Genomic DNA, 19620 nt, shown 5'->3' with positions numbered 1-19620 from the left:
TCAGGCTCACATCACATAAGTACCTAACCAGTTGGTTTCGCATATTCTGGACGGCGGCTTTTTCCATCCTTCTGCGTTCCAACTCTGGTTGCGTAGCTATGGCTACGCGCCTGTGTTGCGCCTTGAAGGATGAAAAAATCCACTCGCCAGAATATGCGAAACCAACTGGCCAGGTACTTAGTGTGTCTGATACACCATGTAGCGAGACACTGGGAAGCCGGTAAAGTTACCTCATAGTCCCGATAACCGGCTTTTATTGACACACTGTTCAGTGTACGGGGAGGTTGATAACTTACATGAAATTGGCCGGTGTGCCTGGCAAGGTAAGAAGTGCTTCAGCTCTGGTTTGAATCATTAACGATAAAGGGCTGTGGTCTTGTAGTGTCTCACTGTCTGTTTCATTGGTTGAAACTGAAGAAGCGGGATCAGGTCTCATTCTTTTGTTAATTCCATCTTGGGAAAGATCTTCAAAAGACTCAACATTCAGATTGTTTTTTGAAGAATTAACCTCCATGTTCAGAGGCGTTTCAATCCTTACTGCCGCATCAAAGTGTTCCTGAAGAGCTTCTGAACTGGGGGAGTGGATAAGATAAGCTGAAGACTGATGGGAGTCTGTCAGAATTTGGGAGACAAAGAGCCTGGCTTCATCAAAATTTTGGCTTAATAACAATTGTAAAAGCATTGCCCTTTGACTTTCAGAGAGATCAGGAAATTCATAATATTCGTCTTGTAACAGAATAGCCACAAGATTAGGGGCAAAACTTACCCAGCGCCTCAGGTCATAAATATCGTGATGAGACCCATGCTGACCCTGTGTAATCACCGGGAACCAGACACCCTGCGTAGGCACCAGCAATGCAATTAACTGGGTATCGCCAAATTGTTGCAATCTGGCTAAGGCCGATTGCGCGAAAGAGGCTGATTCAGTAATGACATTGTTATCGAGAACGGCTGGAATAACGTCGGCGTCGATCCCCAATAGTAGCTCAAGCTCTTGCATCAGTTTTTCCTTGTCAGGATGGTCCTGAATCGTGGAAAAAATCTGACGCAGGCTGTAATCCATAATCTGCCTTATTGTTTGCTGGTCCCATGCACTTGCATACCCTGGCCGGTCATTCCGGTTGAATATCTCTGCAATGGACGAGTACATACAGTTACCATCACCATTAATTTTTATCAGCTCAAAACTGGTTTGAATCATTAATAATAGGGGGTCGTAATTTTCTAAAGTCTCACTGTCAGTCTCAGTGGATGATCCCGAAGAAACAGAATCTGACCTCATTCTTTTATTATTTTCATCGATGGAAAGAGCCGCAAAAGCCTCATCAACCTCTATATTCTGGAGAGTATCAATGCTTAATGCTGCATCAAAGTGTTCCATGAGACCCACTGAACCTGGGTAATGAATAAGATAAGCTGAAGCCTTATGGAAGGCTATCAGAATTTGGGAGACGAAGAACATGGCTTGATCGAAATTCTGCTTTAACAAGAACTGTAAAAGTGTTGCCCTTTGACTTTCAGAGAGATCAGGAAAGGTATAATTTTTGTTTTGTAACAGCATAGCCAAAAGGTTAGGAGCAAAATTGACCCAGCGCTTCAAATCATAAATCTCGTGATAAGGCCCATCGTGACCTTGTGTAATCACCGGAAACCAGATACTCTGTGTCGGCACTAGCAAGGGAATAAGCTGGACATTGTCAAATGGTTGCAATCTGCCTGAATCCGAATGAGCAAATGAAGCTGAATCAGTAATAACATTGTTATCGAGTAGAGTTAGAATAACATCTGCATCGATCCCCAATAGTAGCTCAAGCTCCTGCAGCAGTTTGTTTTTGTCGTGATGACCTTGAATAATGTTAAAAATCTGACGAAGGTTATAATCCATAATCTGCCTTACCCTATGCTGATTCCATTTGCCTGCTTGTTCTGACGGTCCATTCCTGTCGAATATCTCTGCAATGGACGAGTACATACAGTTACCATCATCATTAATCCTTATCAGCTTAAAACCTTCGGGGACGGGATTATGATGAGAATAGTAGGGTTCATAAATCTGTGTTTTGGGGTATCCCTTTTCCATCTTTTTATATAATTGCCCTGCTTGTTCCCTGATGCGTTTGTCTTCAATCATGCAGGCTTTATGAAAAGGTCTTACCAGCGTCTCTTTTGCTTTTTTGGTCTTTCGGTTTGTACTGCGACCTTTACCTCTAATGGCGTTTTCAGTTTCATAAACTTCACCGCAATGGTAACAGGTTTGCCTGAAACCGCCTTGTCCATTCGGAACATTAATCAGAAGCTCTGGAGTATTTCTCCTGAATAAAGAGATTAGTTCCTCGGTTTTTTCTTTACTGAAAATATCTGGCTTTTGTTCTTTTTTGTTTAGAAAAGCTTGCAGTGAAGCTTTTATATCTTCATTTGTTGTTCGACTTAAGAACTTTTCCAAAATACTTAAGGTAAATTTATTTAAAAAATCATTGCTTTCAAAATCAAGATCACCGGAGGAATACTTTGCTGCTGGCAATATATGACTGAAAAATAGTTGAATGCGATTTTTCTCAGCATCAATAATTTTACGCATACCCCTGATACTAAACTGTAGGCTCTCTAATTCATTCTCATAAAAAGTAATATCAGAAGCTTCTTTATAAAAAGGATCAAAGATAGTTTTTGCAAAAAGGAAATCAACGATTTGTAATGCATTAAAAGCTACAGAAAAACCTTTTTTGTTGGAAGCGTGGATGTCTTCGATGCTAAATTGATCCGGATTTTCTATAAGTTTTCTAACTATTTCAGAACTTGCGTCAAATTCGTTAGCGGTCAGAGTCCTGACACATAGTTCAATGAGATAGTTTAAAACAATACGATAAACGACTTCTCTCTTATCTGGATAATTGATTCTGGATAGGTATCTCAAGCTTGGCGCCAGTTCTCCAATAAAAAAGTCTAAATCCTTGATAACATTCTCATCAATATTTCCACTGATGAGACTTTCAAAAAAAACATTTTTTTCCTTAGCCATTGAATAATTTTCGTGACTTATAAGGAGAGCCATCTGAACTCTTTGCAGTAATAATTCTAGACGGGGCTGATTTGGCAACCACACATCGTTATGTGGTGTTAGTAGTGCTTTGGTAATAATGTTATTCCCTAGATTTGAAACGTAGTCTTTTTTAAGATTATTTGGAATTTTAAATTTATTTCTCGATAAGTCGTACATTGACATCAAAGCAAATTTTCTTTCAACATCTGACATGTCATCACTAATAGTAGGTATCCAGACATTGGCTAAACTTCCATACTGAGCTCCCCCCCTGTAGCGTTCTGTTGTCTTTTGCTTTTCTAAAGGTAAAATAAGTTTGTAGTGGTTAAGCATAGTATTAGCTTTTGCTAATTTCTTTTTTTCAGCTAAATGTATTTCCCATTTTATGGGTTTTCCTTTCTTGGCTATGTCTTCGACTTCCACGCTTTCGTTATGTCTGTCGTTGTACGTCAGTCGACGAAGATTATCTGGAACATAATAGTTAACCGAACTGGCTATAGCATTTTCAAACGCTAGCCTTTCATAACCAGGGACTTTAACAATCAGTGTCAGGATATTATTTCTTATCTTTCCTTCTTTTTTCTTCTTTTTTGTATTCTTGCTCCTAATGTCATATAAAACGTTTTGAAAATTATGCTCGTTCAATTCTTTATTCTTATAATAAACAGTGGGTTCAACATTTTTTGGTATTTTAAATCCCGAACACTTTCTGGTCTTATATATCAGATCATTAAAATTTCTAATCGAGGTAGAGTGAAGTTCTACAAGCTGAGCTTCACCATGCATTTCGACAGGAATAAATATATCAGGCCTTATTGATTCTGTTTTCTCTGCATTATCGAACTCATCATCCATAATTAAATAATCAAAGCTTGGATCTTTGTCTGGCTTTATTCTTTTACGTACATTTTTTTTTATCTTATTAGGATCTGTTTCAACATAAACAGACGTTTCAATATCTTTTGCCAGAGTATTAACTTTGATTATTTCTTTTGTAATCACATCCTGAGTTTTCTCTCCATCAGTATTATGTGAAAGAATACCTTCTGATCTTATATCGAAGTCAGCTGTCAGAAAGTTGATAACATTTAAAATCTGCTCTTGTACAGAAAAATTTTCCGATCCATAGCGCACATGTCCGGAACAATGATGCCACCACCACTGGTCCATGCCACCATACATTTTGGGAGGGCCGTCACTGGTTCTTTGAGAATTTTTATAAGTTTGCATCAGACAGAGAACATGTCCATAAAGATTGGATACTCTTGGTGCATATTGAACATAAATGTCTGGTCCTTCGTTGCCAATATTGTCAAAATAAAACTCTATTCTAAAAAATGCATCTTTCCACCAACCATAGGGTGCTACAAAATCCAGTGATACCTTAAACATATTTTTTTCACTGATACTGAATCTAAACTTCTTTGGATACCTCTTATCAAGAAAGTTTTGAAGCCTATCAATAGCGATATAAATTTCTCTGGCTCTGGATGCCGAATTTCTTTTGGGTGATATTGCGCCAGGTTTGAATCTTTTAAAGCGGTATGGGTAGATTATCTTATCTCCATCTTGTAAATTTCCCTGCCGAATTATATTGACATGGGTCAAAATAAATTCTCCTTTGCGAACTAGGTGTAGTCTCTTGTCTGTAAATTCGTCTCGCAAGTGTAGCAGGTGTTTTTTATAATCTGGATGGTCTTTTGGACATATTGAATCATAATCAAAGTCTTTGTTTTTTGATCCCTTAATATTACGCGTTATTTTATGATTAAGATTTCGGTCTTCAAAAAACAGATTTACCGAATTCATATCTGTTATGGGCGTTTGCTCAGTTCTTTTTGATATTAATCTGTCTACATATTTTTCAACAGCATTAACTGCCTTATTACTTTTATCAAGTTTTGCTTTATCTATATTTGTTATTGGTGTTTGGTTGATAGAGTCTACTTTACCATAATGAATCATTGCCTGAACAAGATTAAACGTTCTTAGCAGGGTGTAAGGTATACCAAACTTGGCGGTATTATCACTAGCCTTCACCCCCATTGCCTTAGCGATTTTCCTGTTTTTTCTTTTAAAAAAAAGATTTATTTTACTTCTGTCAATAGAAGTCATCACTTGATTTATGTAATATTCAGATTGCACATACAATTTTTTTTCTCTAAGTTCTCGATCAAGTTCTTCATACTCTTGAAGGGTAAGTTGTTTTAGTATGCTTTTTTGATCTTCGTTTATTGCAAGCGCACTCGCTGAAATCAGATTTATCGATAAAACGATAAGAGGAACACTTTTTTTATTCAATTTGGTCAACACTGTAAAAACCATACTTAGTAAGCCTTACAATATCTTGAAATTTTATCTATCGAACGTCACAGGCTGAGTATTCCTTACTGAAACCTGTAGCGAGTAAATAGTAGCTTGTTTTAAAAACATCTGCTTTGCCATTACTGGAACTCATGTTCAAGTGAATAAGAGCCTATGGATTACACGACGCTTACCAGCCGCCTCATTGCAGCTATCTTTGTCAATTCTATGAAAGAAACAGTTGAATTTGTCGTGTAGTTTAGGCTCGTCTGGAAGGGGTGCTGAAGCGGTATGCAGCCATATAGGAAAGCCGTTAAGTTATTCGTAATCCCGATTACCGGCTTTTGGTGACAACCTCTTGAGCGGGCAGGGAGGTTGTTAACCTATAGAGTATTGGTTGGTGTGGTGTGGACTGCAAGCCTGGCTTGAATCATTAACGATAGGGGGTTATGGTCCTCTACAGTTGGTGACGAATTAAACTCCACATTTGGGGGCGTTTCAATGCTTACTGCCGCATCAAAGTGTTCCAGGAGAGCTTCTGAACTGGGAGTGTGGATAAGATAAGCTGAAGACTGATGGGAGTCTGTGAGAATTTGGGAGACGAAGAGTATGGCTTGATCAAAATTTTGGCTTAACAACAACCGTAAAAGTATCGTCTTTTCACTGTCAGAGAGATCAGGAAAATCATAATTTTTGTCTTGTAACAGAATAGCCAAAAGATTAGGAGTAAAGCTTACCCAGCGCTTCAGGTCATAAATCTCGTGATGAGAGCTTTGGTGACCTAGTGTAATCACGGGGAACCAGACACCATGAGTCGGCACTAGCAATGCAATCAGCTGGGCATCGCCAAATTGTTGTAATCTGGCTAAGTCCGATTGAGCGTAAGAAGCTGATTCAGTAATGATCTTATTATCGAGAATGGCTGGAATAACCTCTGCGTCGATCCCCAACAGTAGTTCAAGCTCTTGCATCAGTTTTTCCTTGTCAGGATGGTCCTGAATCGTGGAAAAAATCTGACGCAGGTTGTAATCCATAATCTGCCTTATTGTTTGCTGGTCCCATATGCCTGCTTGTCCTGACTGCTCATTCCGGTTGAATATCTCTGCGATAGACGAGTACATACAGTTACCATCACCATTAATACTTATCATTTCAAAACTGGTTTGAATCATTAACAATAAGGGGTCGTGATTTTCTGATGTCTCACTGTCAGTCTTATTGGCTGAAACCGAAGAAACAGTATCAGACCTCATTCTTCTATTATTTTCATCGATGGAAAGAGCTTCAAAAGTCTCTCCAACCTCGATATTCCGGGAATTTTCAATGCTTACTGCTGCATCAAAGTGTTCTATGAGAGCTACTGAACCAGGGTAGTGGATAAGATAAGCTGAAGACTGATAGGAGGCTTTCAGAATATGGGAGACGAAGAGCTTGGCTTGATCGAAATTCTGGTTTAACAACAACTGTAAAAGTGTTGCCCTTTGACTTTCAGAGAGATCAGGAAAGGTATAGTTTTCGTTTTGTAATAGCATAGCCAAAAGGTCAGGAGCAAAATTGACCCAGCGCCTCAGGTCATAAATCTCATGATAAGGCCCAGCCTGACCTTGTGTAATCACCGGGAACCAGACACCCTGTGTCGGTACTAGCAGGGCAATCAGCCGGGCAGCGCCAAATTGTTGCAATCTGTCTGATTCTGGGTGGGCGAAAGAGGCTGAATCAGTAATAAAATTGTTATCGAGGATCGCTGGAATAATGCCAGCATCGATCCCCAAGAGTAGCTCAAGCTCCTGCATCAGATTGTGTTTGTCGGGATGAGCCTGTATCGTGGAAAAAATCTCACGAAGATTATAATCCATGATCTCTCTTACTGTTTGCTGGTTCCATTGAGCCGCTTGTTCTGACCATGCATGCCTGTTGAATATCTCTGCAATGGACGAGTACATAGAGTTACCATCGCCATTGATTCTTATCAGCTCAAAACCGTCGGGGACAGGGTTATAGTGATAATCAGGACCATATAGCTGTTTTTTGGGATAGCTCTTTTCCATCTCTTTAAATAACTGCCCTGCTTGCTGCCTGATGCGTCTGTCTTTTTCCATGCAGGCTCTGTGAAAAGGTCTGACGAGGGTTTCTTTTGACTTACCCGTGTTTTTGTTTTTACGACTCCCTTTTCCTCTTATAGGTTTTTCAGTTTGATAAAGTTCACCACAATGGTAACAGGTTTGTTCGAAACTACCTTGTTCATTCAGAGCATTAACCAAGAGATTCGGAGTATTTCTCCTGAATAAAGTGATTAATTCCTCCGTTTTTTCTTTACTGAAAATATCCGGCTTTGGTCCTGTTTTTTTCAGGAAAAGTTGCAGTGAAGCTTTTATATCTTTATTTGTTGTTCGACTTGAAAATTTTTCCAAAATACTTAAAGTGAATTTATTTAAAAAATTGTTGCTTTCGAAATCAAGACCACCTGAGAAATACCTTGCGGCTGGCAACAGTTGACTGAAAAATAGTGGAATAAGATTTTTTCCACCATCAATAATTTTATGAATATTCTTGATATTAAGCTGAAGACTTTCTAGCTCATTATCATAAAAATAAAAATCGGAAGCCTCTTTATAAAAAGGATTAAAGAGGGTTTTTCCGAAAAGGAAATCAACAATTTGTAATACGTTAAAAGCTACAGAAATATCTTTTTTGTTGTAATTGTGGATGTCTTCCAAGCTCTTCAGGCTAAATTGCTCCGGTTTTTCTATAAGTTTTTTGACTATTTCAGAACTTGCGTCAAATTCGTTAGAGGTCAGAGTCCTGACACAAAATTCAATGAGATAGTTTAAAACAATACGATAAATAATTTCTACCTTGTCAGGATTATTCATTCTTGATACATATCTCAGACTTGGAGCCAGGTAGCCAATAAAAAATCCCAAATCCTTGATAACACTCTCATCAATATTTCCACTAATGAGACCTTCAAAAAAAACATTATTTTCCTCAGCAATTGAGTAGTCCTCATTACTGAGAAGGAGAGACATTTGAACTCTTTGCAGCAAAAATTCCAAATTGGCCTGAGTTGGCAACCAGAAATCGTTCTGTGGCGTCAATAATGATTTGGTAATAATATTGTTACCAAGGTTTGAAACAGAGTTTTTTTTGAGATTGTTTGGAATTTTAAATTTATTTCTTGATAAATCATACATTGACATCAAAGCGAATTTCTTTTCAACATCTGACATGTTATCTCTAATAGTGGGTATCCAGACATTGGCGCAACTTCCATACTGAGCTCCTCCTCTGTAGCGTTCTGTTGTCTTTTGTGTTTCTAAAGGTAAAATAAGTTTGTATTGATAAAGCATATTATTAGCTTTTGCCAATTTCTTATTTTCAACTAAATGTATCTCCCATTTTATGGGTTTGCCTACCTCAAATATGCAAGCTGGCTTGTGACAATCGAGCGGCTTCTGATACGGGTTTTCTGGAATATAATGGGTGAGTGAACTAGCTGTAGCTTTTTCAAAAGCTCGACTTTCATATTCAGGGACTTTAACTATCATCGTCAGGGCGTTATGCTTTTTTTTGTTCTTTTTTATTATTCTTTCTTTTTTTATATATTTTATATTCTCATTCCTTATACGATCCAAAGCTCTTTTGTAATTATTCTCATCCAGCTTTTCATTGTTATAATAAACAACAGGTTTAATGTCTTTTGGTATTTTAAATCCCGACTTCTTTCTGGCTTCATATATCAGGTCATCAAAATCTCTAATTGAGGTGTAATCAGATTCTACAATTTTAGCTTCAGCATACATTTCAACAGGAATAAAAATATCTGTTCTTATTGATTCTGTATTATCGAATTCTGCATCGGACTCGTCATCAAAAAACAAGTAATCAAAAACTGGATCTTCTCCATCTTTTAATGTTTTATGTACACTTTGTTTTATCTTATTGTGATCTGTTTCTACATAAACAGACTTGTTGACCTCTTTTGCTTGATCGTTGACTTTGATTTTTTCTTTTATAATTAAATCCTGGGGGAGCTCGCTATGCTTATTGCGAGAAAGAATACCTTCTGATCTTATCTCGAAGTCAGCTGTAATATGATTTATAACGTTTAAAATAAGCTCTTCTACAGTAAAAATGTCCGATCCATAGCGCACACGTCTGCAACAATTTGACCACCACCATTTGCTATAGCCGGGATTGAATCTTTCAGAATTTTTATAAATCTGCATCAGGCAAAGGCGTTCACCATAAAGATTGGCTACCCTTGGTGCATATTTAACATAAACTTGTGGTCCTTCGTTGCCAATATTATCAAAATTAAACTCTATTCTAAAAAATGCATCTTTCCACCAACCATAGGGTGCTACAAAATCCAATAAAATCTGAAAAAAATTTTGTTCATTGATGATGAATATGAATTTGTTTGGATACCTCTTATCAAGAAAGGCTTGAAGTCTATCAACAGCAATATAAATCTCTCTGGCTCTGGATGCGGAGTTTCTCGTGGGTGATGTTGGTTCAGGTTTACATGGTCTGAATTTATCCAGGTAGATTATTTTATCTCCATCTTCTAAATTTCCCTGCCGAATTATATTGACATGGGTCAAAACAAATTCACCATTACGTAGCAGGTGCAGTTGATGATCTGGATGGAAGTCTGGATCATTTGCTAAGCGAATTAGATGATATAGATTGTTGTTTGGGTATATTGATTGAAAATTAAAGTCTTTATTTTTTTCTGTCTTAATAATACTTGTTCCTTCTTTTTGATGACTTCGGTCTTCATAGAAGAGGTTTACCATACTAGTATCCGTTGTGGGCGTTTGTTTAGCTCTTTCCAATAATTTGTCTACATAGTCTTCAACGACACTGGCTGCTTTATTAGTTTTATGAGGCATTACTTGATCAGTATCGGCTATTGGTATTTGCTTAATAGGTTCTACTTTACCATAGTGAATCATTGCCTGAACAAGATTAAACGTCCTTAGTAGGGTATAAGGCATACCAAACTTGATTGTATTATGACTAGCCTTAACCCCCATTTTCTTAGCTATTTCCCTATTTTTTCTTCTAAAAAAAACATTTCTTTTTCTTCTATTAACACCTGCCATCGCTTTATCAATGTAAAATTTAGCCTGCACATACAAATTTTTTTCTTTGAGTTCTTGATCAAGTTCTTCATACTCTTGAAGAGTGAGTTGTTTTAGTAAGCTTTTTTGATCATCGGTTATTGCCAGAGCACTCCCTGTTATCAGGTTTATTGACAATAGGATAGTCTTAATACTTTTCTTATTAAATCTGGTTAATGCGGTAAAAGCCATACTAAGTAATCCTTGTAATTTCTCGAAATTTTGTCTATTGAACGTCACTGGCTGGGTAATCTTCACTAAAATCTATAGCGAGTGAAGGGTAGCTTGTTTTAAAAGTAGCTTGTTTTAAAAGTATCTGCCTTACTATGATTGGAACTAAAGTTTATTCTTATTTGATCCTCTTTTATATCGGAGGAAACTACTCCGTCCAGGCTGATTTTTTCGAATTGGGTTCTATGATGAATCATAATTTTTCCGTATAACGTTGAGTGTTCTTCATTCAGTCCATACAGTTTCAGGGTTTTTTCGGGAAATATATGACATGGTTTCAGATCAGGCTATTGTTATTCAACAAAAACATGTCCTGTCATACTGATGTGTCTCAGTGAAAATGAACTACTATATCTGTTTTATTTCAAGCTAACAGTTATATCCCATTAAAAAATTGTTGATATGAGTTGCGCTTATCGCTTGTATCACAGGAGGTCTAATACATTATGAAGCTAAAAAGCTTCCACAAAAATTCTACAGCAACAATGTGTTTAATAGCAGTAATGCTTAGTTTTATGGCATCATTTATCTGCGCTACAGAAGTCGAAATGGGTGACAGGGAGATCAACCCCGGATCTTCTTTAATCAAATGGTTTCTTGCGTTGAACAAAAGGCCATACAGCTTTATTCCCTATGACCCAAGGTTGATTTTGGCAACAATAGCCGAAGAAGGTACAGATGACTTTGCCTATGTACTGGAAGTAACCAGAGAGCTTGGTAATGATAAAGCTTTTAGCAACATTCCTGTTGAACTGATAGTGCAAAGCACTGAATCTCAAAAAAAGGAGATCTATCGTGCTTTTTCTGAAGCTTCTGATTTGAAAATTAATTGGATTTATAAAGATGAACGGCAGGAATACTTGACTGGATTGATGCAGATGGAGTTTGCAAGCTTTTCCCTTTTTCTGTCTACCTGGTCAGAAATGAGAGTCCCCAAAACATCCAATTGGTTGGGAATTGGTCACTTTTCTAATATTGAGGCTATGGATAAAGGCTTGGACGTTAGTATTACTGACGATTTATTGTTAACAGAAAATTATTATCAGAGTTCTGGTGTTAATAATTTTGCTAATCTGACATTGAGTCGTCGAAATAGAAGGTTCCTCTCAGACCCAGAACATTATAATCATAATGTTAATCATCCCTACTTGAAATATTCCCTTGATTCAGCTCAGGATAAATCCTGTATTGCATCGCCAAAATTTGGCTTGGGTGAACTGCACCTTGGGTTGCCTTTTAACTCTGAGTTGATCGAAAAAATTGATGATTACGAAATGTCAGTGGACAAAGCATCAACTTCGCTGCATCAAGATTTAAAGCAATTGCTGCAAGATAAGCCATGGCTGGGGTATGCTCTTACGGGGCATCGTGATTTGAATGCTCAGGCAGAAACTATCCAGAACGTGTCGTATTATACTGCTTATTATCAAGATGAAGCCTTCTTGAAAGAGTATCTGGACATTATCAGAAGAATAGAGCCGGGTGAAATAAAAATTGTTACCCCCACTAAATCGACAATATTAAGCACGCCAGCCTTTAGGGAAATGTTGTATGAAATGGGCTTTAGCACTATACATTACAAATCAAGAGGTGGGTCTGGCATCTATTTTCATCGCATTGGCTCTGAATATAGAAAAATTACTTTTATCAATCCTGGTTTTATCGATAACGAGCGTGCTTACAATGCTCTTGCTTACTTCTCTCAGCCACTCACTCTGGTTACAGGAGATATGAGCCTGATCAAGGCCATCACAATGAATAAGATTCCTTTTTACGAATGGCACTACTTTCAAACTGATGTGAATAAGCATCTCCGATCACTCTGGAAAGGCACAGGCCTTGAGTCATTTTTTGTGAATGATTATCAGCCGGAAATAAAAGCAGCAGCACTTAACCAATTTAACCTTGATTCACCGCTTCGTCGTGAGATAAACAGGCGAATTATTAGTGCGCACAACGCCATACCCGGTCTACTTGATGTTATATGGTTGGTCCATCGTCCCAGTCATGCACTCTGGAATCTTGATACACAGGTCAGAGAGAGATTGGAGAATGGGCAGAACGATGAATTGTTCCATGAGATCAAACAGACGGAGAGTATGGATATACGGGATATTTTGGCTACCAAAGTGCTGATTCAGCACAGTCGTGATCAGAGTACGGGCTTTAATCAATACCAGCTTGACGAATTATTCATGTTAATTCAGAATCCAAGGCTCAGAGAATACCTGATACCATTGCTAAACAAACATTAGCACTAGAAACCCCGGAGACCCTGCCTGTCTGGTTATTCGGGGCTAACACAGGACCAGAAAGAAACTTACCCAACTGGCCAGATACTTAGGAAAAGGTCAAAGCCTTGGCCTGTCTGGTTATTCAGGGCTATGACACGGCCAGAAAGAAACTTATTATAGGCAGCTGTACCATTGATCTGATGTAACTTTTGTTGACCTGATGCGTTTAATCATTGCTGAAAAACCCAGTCTGGGCAGAGCCATAGCCGATGTTTTGCCCCGCCCCCATGTTCCCGTCGTTGCGCCTTGCAGAGCACCTGCCCAATAAGCCAGAAATATTCGATTCCGTATGGCTGAGTACTTTTAATTTCTTGAAATTTTGTCTATTGAACGTCACTGGCTGGGTACTCTTTACTAAAATCTTTAGCGAGTGAAGAGTAGCTTGTTTCAAAAACATTTGCTTACCTATGATTGGAACTAAAGTTTTTTGTCATTTGTTCATCTTTTATATCTGAGGAAATTCAGGAAATACATCACATGGCTTTCAATCGGGTTGATGTCATTTAAAAAATCTTCCTGTGATATTGATGCACTTCATAAAAAATGAACTACTATTTCTATCCTGTTAACGGAACTATCATACACTCTGATTGTGATTGCTACATCGAATCGATCAGGAAAGATGTCAGGTTTTAGCTTTCAGCAGAGAGATTCTATGGTTAGGTACTTATAACAGCCTGCCTCAATACAGGCGTTGATTTCTCAATTATCTGATGCAAATAATCGTAACCCGCAAAAATTGTCGGTATCAGGTACGCTTGTTTCATAGGAGGTCTGATACATTATGCAGCTAAAAAACGTCTACAAAACTTTTACATTAATGATGATTTTGTTACTGGCTCTTTTCCTTAATTTTTTGCCATCATCGGTCTGCGCTACACAAGTCGATATGGATGACAGGGAGATCAACCTCAAATCGTCCTTAGTCAAATGGTTGCTGGCACTGAATGCAAGGCCCTATGTTTATTATCCCAATGAGCCAAAACTGATTTTGGCAACAATAGCCGAAGATGGTCTGGATGACTTTGCCTGTTTACTGGAAGTCAACAAAGAGCTTCGTCGTGATAAAGCTTTTAACAATATTCCTGTTGAATTGACTGTACAGAGCACTCAATCTCAGAAAAAAAAGCTCTACCGTGTTTTTTCTGAAGCTTCTGATCTGAAAATTAATTGGATTTTTAAGGATAAAAGGCAGGAATACGACACCAGTTCGATGCAGATGGAGTTCGGAAGTTTTACCCTCTCCCTGTCAACCTGGGCAGGAATGAGAATCCCCAGTACATCCAACTGGTTGGGAATTGGTCAGTATTCTAATATTGGTGCCGGAGGCAAGAGTTTGGCTGAGAGCTTTATTGTCAGTTTATGGCTGGTAGAAAATTTTCACCAAAGATCTGGAGTCAGTAGCCTTGAATCTATGCCTTTGAATCGTCAAACCATGAACTACATCTCGGACTTTCGGTTTGAAGGTTATGATTTGTGTCAAAATCTTACAGAGTGCTCAATTAAAACAGAACAACATAAGTTCTCTATTGCTACGCCAAGGTTTGGTCTGGGTGAACTGCACCTTGGGTTACCCTTTAACTCAGAACTGATCGAGAAAGTTGATAATTACGAAATTTCAGATGACAAAACGTCAACTTCACTGTATGAAGATTTAAAGCAATTACTGCAAGATAGGCCATGGCTGGGACTTGCTCTTACGGGTCATAGTGATTTGGATGCTCAGGCAGAAGCTATTCAGAACGTGTCGTATTATACCGCTTATTACGACGATGAAGCCTTCTTGAAAGAGTATTTGGAGATTATCAGAAGAATAGATCCGGGTGACATAAAAATTGTTACCGACCTTAAATGGTCAATGTTATCAACAGAATCCTTTAAAGAAATGCTCAGTGAACTGGGTTTTGGCAATGTTCATTACAAATCAAACAGTGCATCAAATAGCTATTGTCAGCGCACAACCTCTGAATATAAAAAAATAACGTATAGCGATTGTGACCCTACTGTCTCTGAATATAGAAAAATAACGTTTATCGATTCTGGTTTTATTGATAACGACAATGCTTACAATGCTCTGGCTTACTTCTCTCAACCATTAACCCTGGTTACAGGAGATATCAACCTGACCAAAGCCATCACAATGAATAAGATTCCTTTTTACCAATGGCGTCATTTTCAAACTCAGGTGAACGAACATCTTCAATCATTCTGGCAAGGCACAGGTCTTGAGTCATTTTTCGTGAATGACTATCAGCCAGAAATAAAGGCAGCAGCACTGAATCAATTTAACCAGGACTCACCGCTTCGTCGTCAGACAAACAAGCAAATCATTAAGGCAAAAAACGCCATGCCTGATCTGCTGGATGTTGTATGGCTGGTCCACTGCCCCAATGCAGAAGTTTGGCGTCTCGATACACAAGTTAAGAGAAAGTTGGTACAGGGTGAGAACAATGAATTATTTGATGAAATCAAAAACACAGAAAGCAAGGATATTCGTGATATTTTGGCAACCAAGGTACTGATTCAGCACATATTCGATCAGAATACCGGTTATGATAAAGAACAGCTTGACGAATTCTTCAAGTTAATTAATGACTCAAGGCTCAGGGAGTACCTGCTATCATTGCTGAACGTATATTGAACCAACTGGCCAGATACTTGAAAAAGGCTGAAGCCTTGGGCTGTGTGCTTATTCAGGGCTATGATACGGCCAGAAAGAAACTTATTATAGGCAGCTGTACCATTGATCTGATGTAACTTTTGTTGACCTGATGCGTTTAATCATTGCTGAAAAACCCAGTCTGGGCAGAGCCATAGCCGATGTTTTGCCCCGCCCCCATAAACGACAGGATGGCTACATAGAGACCGCATCCGGTGATGTCGTCACCTGGTGTATAGGCCACCTGCTGGAGCAGGTTGAGCCTGAACAGTATGACCCTGCCTTCAAGCAATGGCGTTTTGAACATTTGCCTATTGTTCCCCGGCAGTGGCAACTGCAACCACGAAAAAACACTCGCTCCCAGTTATCTGTGATTCGTAAGCTGTTGAAAACGGCTGATGTCATCGTTCATGCCGGAGACCCGGACAGGGAAGGGCAGTTGCTGGTCGATGAAGTGTTGGATTATCTCAAACTTTCACCAACCCGCAGAAAAAGTGTCCGTCGTCTTTTAGTGAATGACTTGAACGGTCCGGCAGTTAAGAAAGCCTTCGATCGAATGCAGAGCAATTCTGATTTTGTACCTCTCTCTGTTTCCGCTCTGACACGCTCCCGTGCCGACTGGCTCTATGGTATCAATTTAACCCGTGCCTATACCGTTCTTGGCAAAAAGGCAGGTTATGGCGGTTTGCTTTCTGTCGGTCGGGTACAGACTCCGGTTTTGGGCCTGGTGGTTCGAAGAGACGAAGATATTGCCGATTTCCAACCCAAACCTTATTTCGAAGTCTTTGCCCTGCTGGTGACTGACCAGGGTGAGTGTTTCAAGGCAAAATGGCAACCCAGTGAAGCCTGCCAGCCCTGGATGGATGACGAGGGCCGTGTACTTGATCGTCGACTGGCGGAAAATGTTGTCAGCAGGATTCAGGGCAAGGAGGGGACAGTCACTAAGCTGGAGAAGAAACTTGGCAAGGAATCGCCACCGTTACCCTATTCACTTTCCGCTCTTCAGATTGATGCTGCCAAACAGTTAAGGATGAGTGCCAAGGAAGTGTTGGATGTCTGTCAAAAGCTTTATGAGCAGAAACTGGTGACTTATCCCCGATCGGATTGTCGTTATCTGCCTGTGGAGCATTTCAGGGAGGCACCGGAAGTGCTTGGCGCGATACGAAGCAATGATGAAAAACTGGCCAGTGCTGTGGACGGTGCATTACCCGACCGCAAAAGCAAAGCCTGGAATGACAGCAAAGTAAGCGCACACCACGGTATTATCCCGACCACCCGAAGAACTGATCTCTACAAAATGGGTGACCGGGAGCGCAACTTATATGGCCTCATCGCCAGACAGTATGTGGCACAGTTTTATCCGGATCACCGGTTTTTAGCTCGTAAAGTCAGTGTCACCCTGGAAGGCGGGCAATTCACGGCCAGCAGCAGGGAGGTGCAGGAAGAAGGCTGGAAAGCCATTTTTCCCCGCAAGCCGTCCGTCTCTGAGGATAAAGAGGACGGTCAGAGGTTGCCGGAATTGCACAGGGGGCAGGCACTGCTCTGCAAGGATGCGGATTTGGCAGAAAAGCAAACTCAGCCACCCAGACCTTTCACCGACGCCACTCTGCTGTCGGCCATGACCGGTATTGCCCGCTATGTTAAAGATACCGGGATCAGGAAGGTGCTCAAGGAGACCGACGGTCTGGGTACCGAAGCCACCCGGGCAGGCATTATAGAATTATTGTTCAATAGGAAATATCTTACCCGTCAGGGTAAAAACATTCATGCTACAGAGACCGGGAAAGCATTGATAAAAGCTCTGCCCGAGCCTGTCAGTCGTCCTGACATGACCGCCCGCTGGGAAGCCTCACTGAATCAGATTGTAGAGAAAAAAGGCTCTTATCAGACTTTTATGAGTGAGCTGGAACAGCATCTGGTTCAGTTGTTGCGGGAGGCCGGGCAGTGTGGAACCATTAATGTACAGGGGTTGCCTCCGGTATCGCCAAACCGCTTCAAGAAGAAAACCCGGCGTAGAAAAAACTCTCCTCGAGCCTCCTGACAAAGATCCCTGAATGTGAACGAATTCAGCGTTCCGTTTCTGCCTGGTAAGATGTTTGTCCAAGAATTTTCAGTTTCTGGCAAAGGCTGTGTTAGAGTGCCCCAGTGGTTCTTTTGATCCTACACGGGCAGATTCGTTGGGCTGACTCAGCCAACGTTTCTGGGATGGTTGATATGATTCGAACAGGATGATCCCCCATGTACAGAGCTTTTCTGGCCATTCTGGTTGGGTTGGGTATGACCGGACTGGCATCCGCATCGGATAATTACTCATACACCTGTGACCGCAGCAATCAGGAACGAAAGATAAGCGTCATCTATCTTCAGCGTGAATCCAGCCTGCCCTGTCAGGTCCGCTACACCAAAGGCAGTGATGAAAAGACACTCTGGAACGCCACTTACACTGAAGGCTATTGCGAAGGTCAAGCCTCAGAATTTGTGAAAAAACAGGAAGGTTGGGGTTGGAATTGCACCCTCGACCAGCCAAAAACCGGTGGCAGTCTGCCAGGAGATGCCGAAACGAGAGCGCCAGAGTCCGGCTGAATACCTGCTGATCCGGGCTTAAAGCTAACCACATTCAGGCTGGCAGCATGAATCTGAATCATGTTCGATCGCGGTAGTTAAACTTTCTGGGGTAATCAGGGTCTAAGAATTACCAGTAACTGATTCAGGAACACCTCATGCTGCCAACCCGCTTTACCCATGGGCAGGTTCTTTCTGCTCTGCTAATCCTTCTTCTGTCTGTGCAGTCGTCTCTGTCGTTTTCTTCAGAAAGTTGTCAGACAAGCGAATGCAGTGGCTTTCGAGGCTATAGGTTTCCTTTAGCAGCCCTGTTTGTCTCTGCAGTTACTTATTACGCATGGTCTGAGACACCGAACGTTACTTTATCCGATGAGGATGAATCCTGCAGTATTCATCCCTTCGAACTCTGGAAGCCCAGGCTGGACAGAGAATTCTGTCAGTCCCTGGTTTCCCTGAAAGACCGCACAGAAGCGTTGGAACTATTAAGGCAAACGGGAGCTATGCAGCCTGCGACAGTGGCTTGCCATAACTGGCAAGCTGAGCTGGCAGACTATTTCAACTGGCGTTGGCCAGGAAACAACGCCAGCCAATGGCAGCAAATACCTGTAGGGGCTTTTAAGCAAGTGCTTGACATCATCGAAGAAGCTGACTTTATAGGTATTCTGGCTCGCTCTGCCTCGATCTATTCGTTGAATACGATACAGATCAACAGTCAGCAGTTTATCCTGAAAGGCTATATCAACAGTGGCTTTATTATTGTCCCTATGTTGAAAGTGGCTGAATGTTATTTTGTACCCGAAGAAGAGCCGGTGGCTTTTGGTTTCGATGAGTGGAGTGGGCTAATCGGGGGGCGTATTCATTCCCTGTTCAAAGCCGTGAAGGGGCGTTCTCTTGGGGTCTGGGTTGCTGAGTCTCGCAAACCCTCAAGCCAGGTTGATCTTGATGCCTTGTTCTCGGAGTTTGGGCAAGTTCTGGCGAAGTTTCACCTGCGTCACAGAACTTCAAATTTCAATGGGATTTATACTCTATCCAGAGCGGTTCACCATGACCTGGATTTCAAGAATGTTTTTTATGATGAAAAGACGGGTTTCTCGCTGATTGATACCATTGGGCTTTCTATTTCAGTGCTGGAACCCTCCGAAATGATCCATGATCTGAGTCAGCTCTTTGAAGATATGAACAGAAGCAGGATATCAAAGAGAGGCTTTATCAGGGCTTACGCAAGTCAGTGGCCAGAAGAGACTCAGGCAGTTATCAAGGAGGACTTGGCATTACTTCAATTGATGCTGAAGTCGGGATATAGCCCGAAACGTTGGCCCTGAGCCTGTTATCGAAGCCAAAGCGGCAGTCGGGGTCTTTTGAATACACGCTGAATTATCTGGTAGATCATGAAATCGATAC

General features: G+C 40.5%; 7 protein-coding genes. 5 read left to right on the top strand and 2 right to left on the bottom strand.

Translation table 11 applies throughout. The annotated features are described in order from the left end of the window. Positions 1-292: 292 nt before the first annotated feature. Both ACOMHB_RS19415 and ACOMHB_RS19410 read right to left on the bottom strand, forming a co-directional pair. Positions 293-5365: an OTU domain-containing protein gene (locus ACOMHB_RS19415; protein WP_448217858.1), complete on the bottom strand. Its 5073-nt coding sequence runs from the start codon at positions 5363-5365 to the stop codon at positions 293-295. A gap of 362 nt (positions 5366-5727) precedes the next feature. Further along, entirely contained in the window at positions 5728-10665 is a 4938-nt protein-coding gene (locus tag ACOMHB_RS19410) for an OTU domain-containing protein (protein WP_448217857.1), read from the bottom strand. Between the two features lie 485 nt (positions 10666-11150). Between ACOMHB_RS19410 and ACOMHB_RS19405 the strand changes: the two genes are divergently transcribed. From ACOMHB_RS19405 to ACOMHB_RS19385, 5 genes are all read left to right on the top strand, one after another. Further along, positions 11151-12959 carry a hypothetical protein gene (locus ACOMHB_RS19405; RefSeq protein WP_448217856.1) on the top strand — a complete coding sequence of 603 codons (1809 nt, stop codon included), beginning with the start codon at positions 11151-11153 and terminating at the stop codon, positions 12957-12959. Between the two features lie 823 nt (positions 12960-13782). Further along, complete coding sequence (locus ACOMHB_RS19400) at positions 13783-15639, top strand: hypothetical protein (RefSeq protein ID WP_448217855.1); 1857 nt, start codon at positions 13783-13785, stop codon at positions 15637-15639. Between the two features lie 130 nt (positions 15640-15769). Continuing rightward, the gene (locus tag ACOMHB_RS19395; RefSeq protein ID WP_448217854.1) at positions 15770-17698 is read left to right on the top strand and encodes a DNA topoisomerase III; all 1929 of its coding nucleotides are present in this window, start codon (positions 15770-15772) and stop codon (positions 17696-17698) included. Positions 17699-17895: 197 nt separating this feature from the next. Continuing rightward, entirely contained in the window at positions 17896-18240 is a 345-nt protein-coding gene (locus ACOMHB_RS19390) for a hypothetical protein (protein WP_448217853.1), read from the top strand. Between the two features lie 137 nt (positions 18241-18377). Beyond that, a complete protein-coding gene (locus tag ACOMHB_RS19385) occupies positions 18378-19541 on the top strand; it encodes a hypothetical protein (RefSeq protein WP_448217852.1) in 1164 nt (387 codons plus the stop codon). The last annotated feature ends 79 nt before the right edge of the window (positions 19542-19620 follow it).

This window comes from Endozoicomonas sp. 2B-B (assembly GCF_053470045.1).
Note: the sequence above shows the minus strand (reverse complement) of the source record. Positions and strands in the feature narration are given on the sequence as shown.

Bases quoted from the DNA above. Each gene is read 5' to 3' on its own strand.
- ACOMHB_RS19415 (WP_448217858.1), bottom strand. From the start codon at position 5,365: ATGGTTTTTACAGTGTTGACCAAATTGAATAAAAAAAGTGTTCCTCTT.
- ACOMHB_RS19410 (WP_448217857.1), bottom strand. From the start codon at position 10,665: ATGGCTTTTACCGCATTAACCAGATTTAATAAGAAAAGTATTAAGACT.
- ACOMHB_RS19405 (WP_448217856.1), top strand. From the start codon at position 11,151: ATGAAGCTAAAAAGCTTCCACAAAAATTCTACAGCAACAATGTGTTTA.
- ACOMHB_RS19400 (WP_448217855.1), top strand. From the start codon at position 13,783: ATGCAGCTAAAAAACGTCTACAAAACTTTTACATTAATGATGATTTTG.
- ACOMHB_RS19395 (WP_448217854.1), top strand. From the start codon at position 15,770: ATGCGTTTAATCATTGCTGAAAAACCCAGTCTGGGCAGAGCCATAGCC.
- ACOMHB_RS19390 (WP_448217853.1), top strand. From the start codon at position 17,896: ATGTACAGAGCTTTTCTGGCCATTCTGGTTGGGTTGGGTATGACCGGA.
- ACOMHB_RS19385 (WP_448217852.1), top strand. From the start codon at position 18,378: ATGCTGCCAACCCGCTTTACCCATGGGCAGGTTCTTTCTGCTCTGCTA.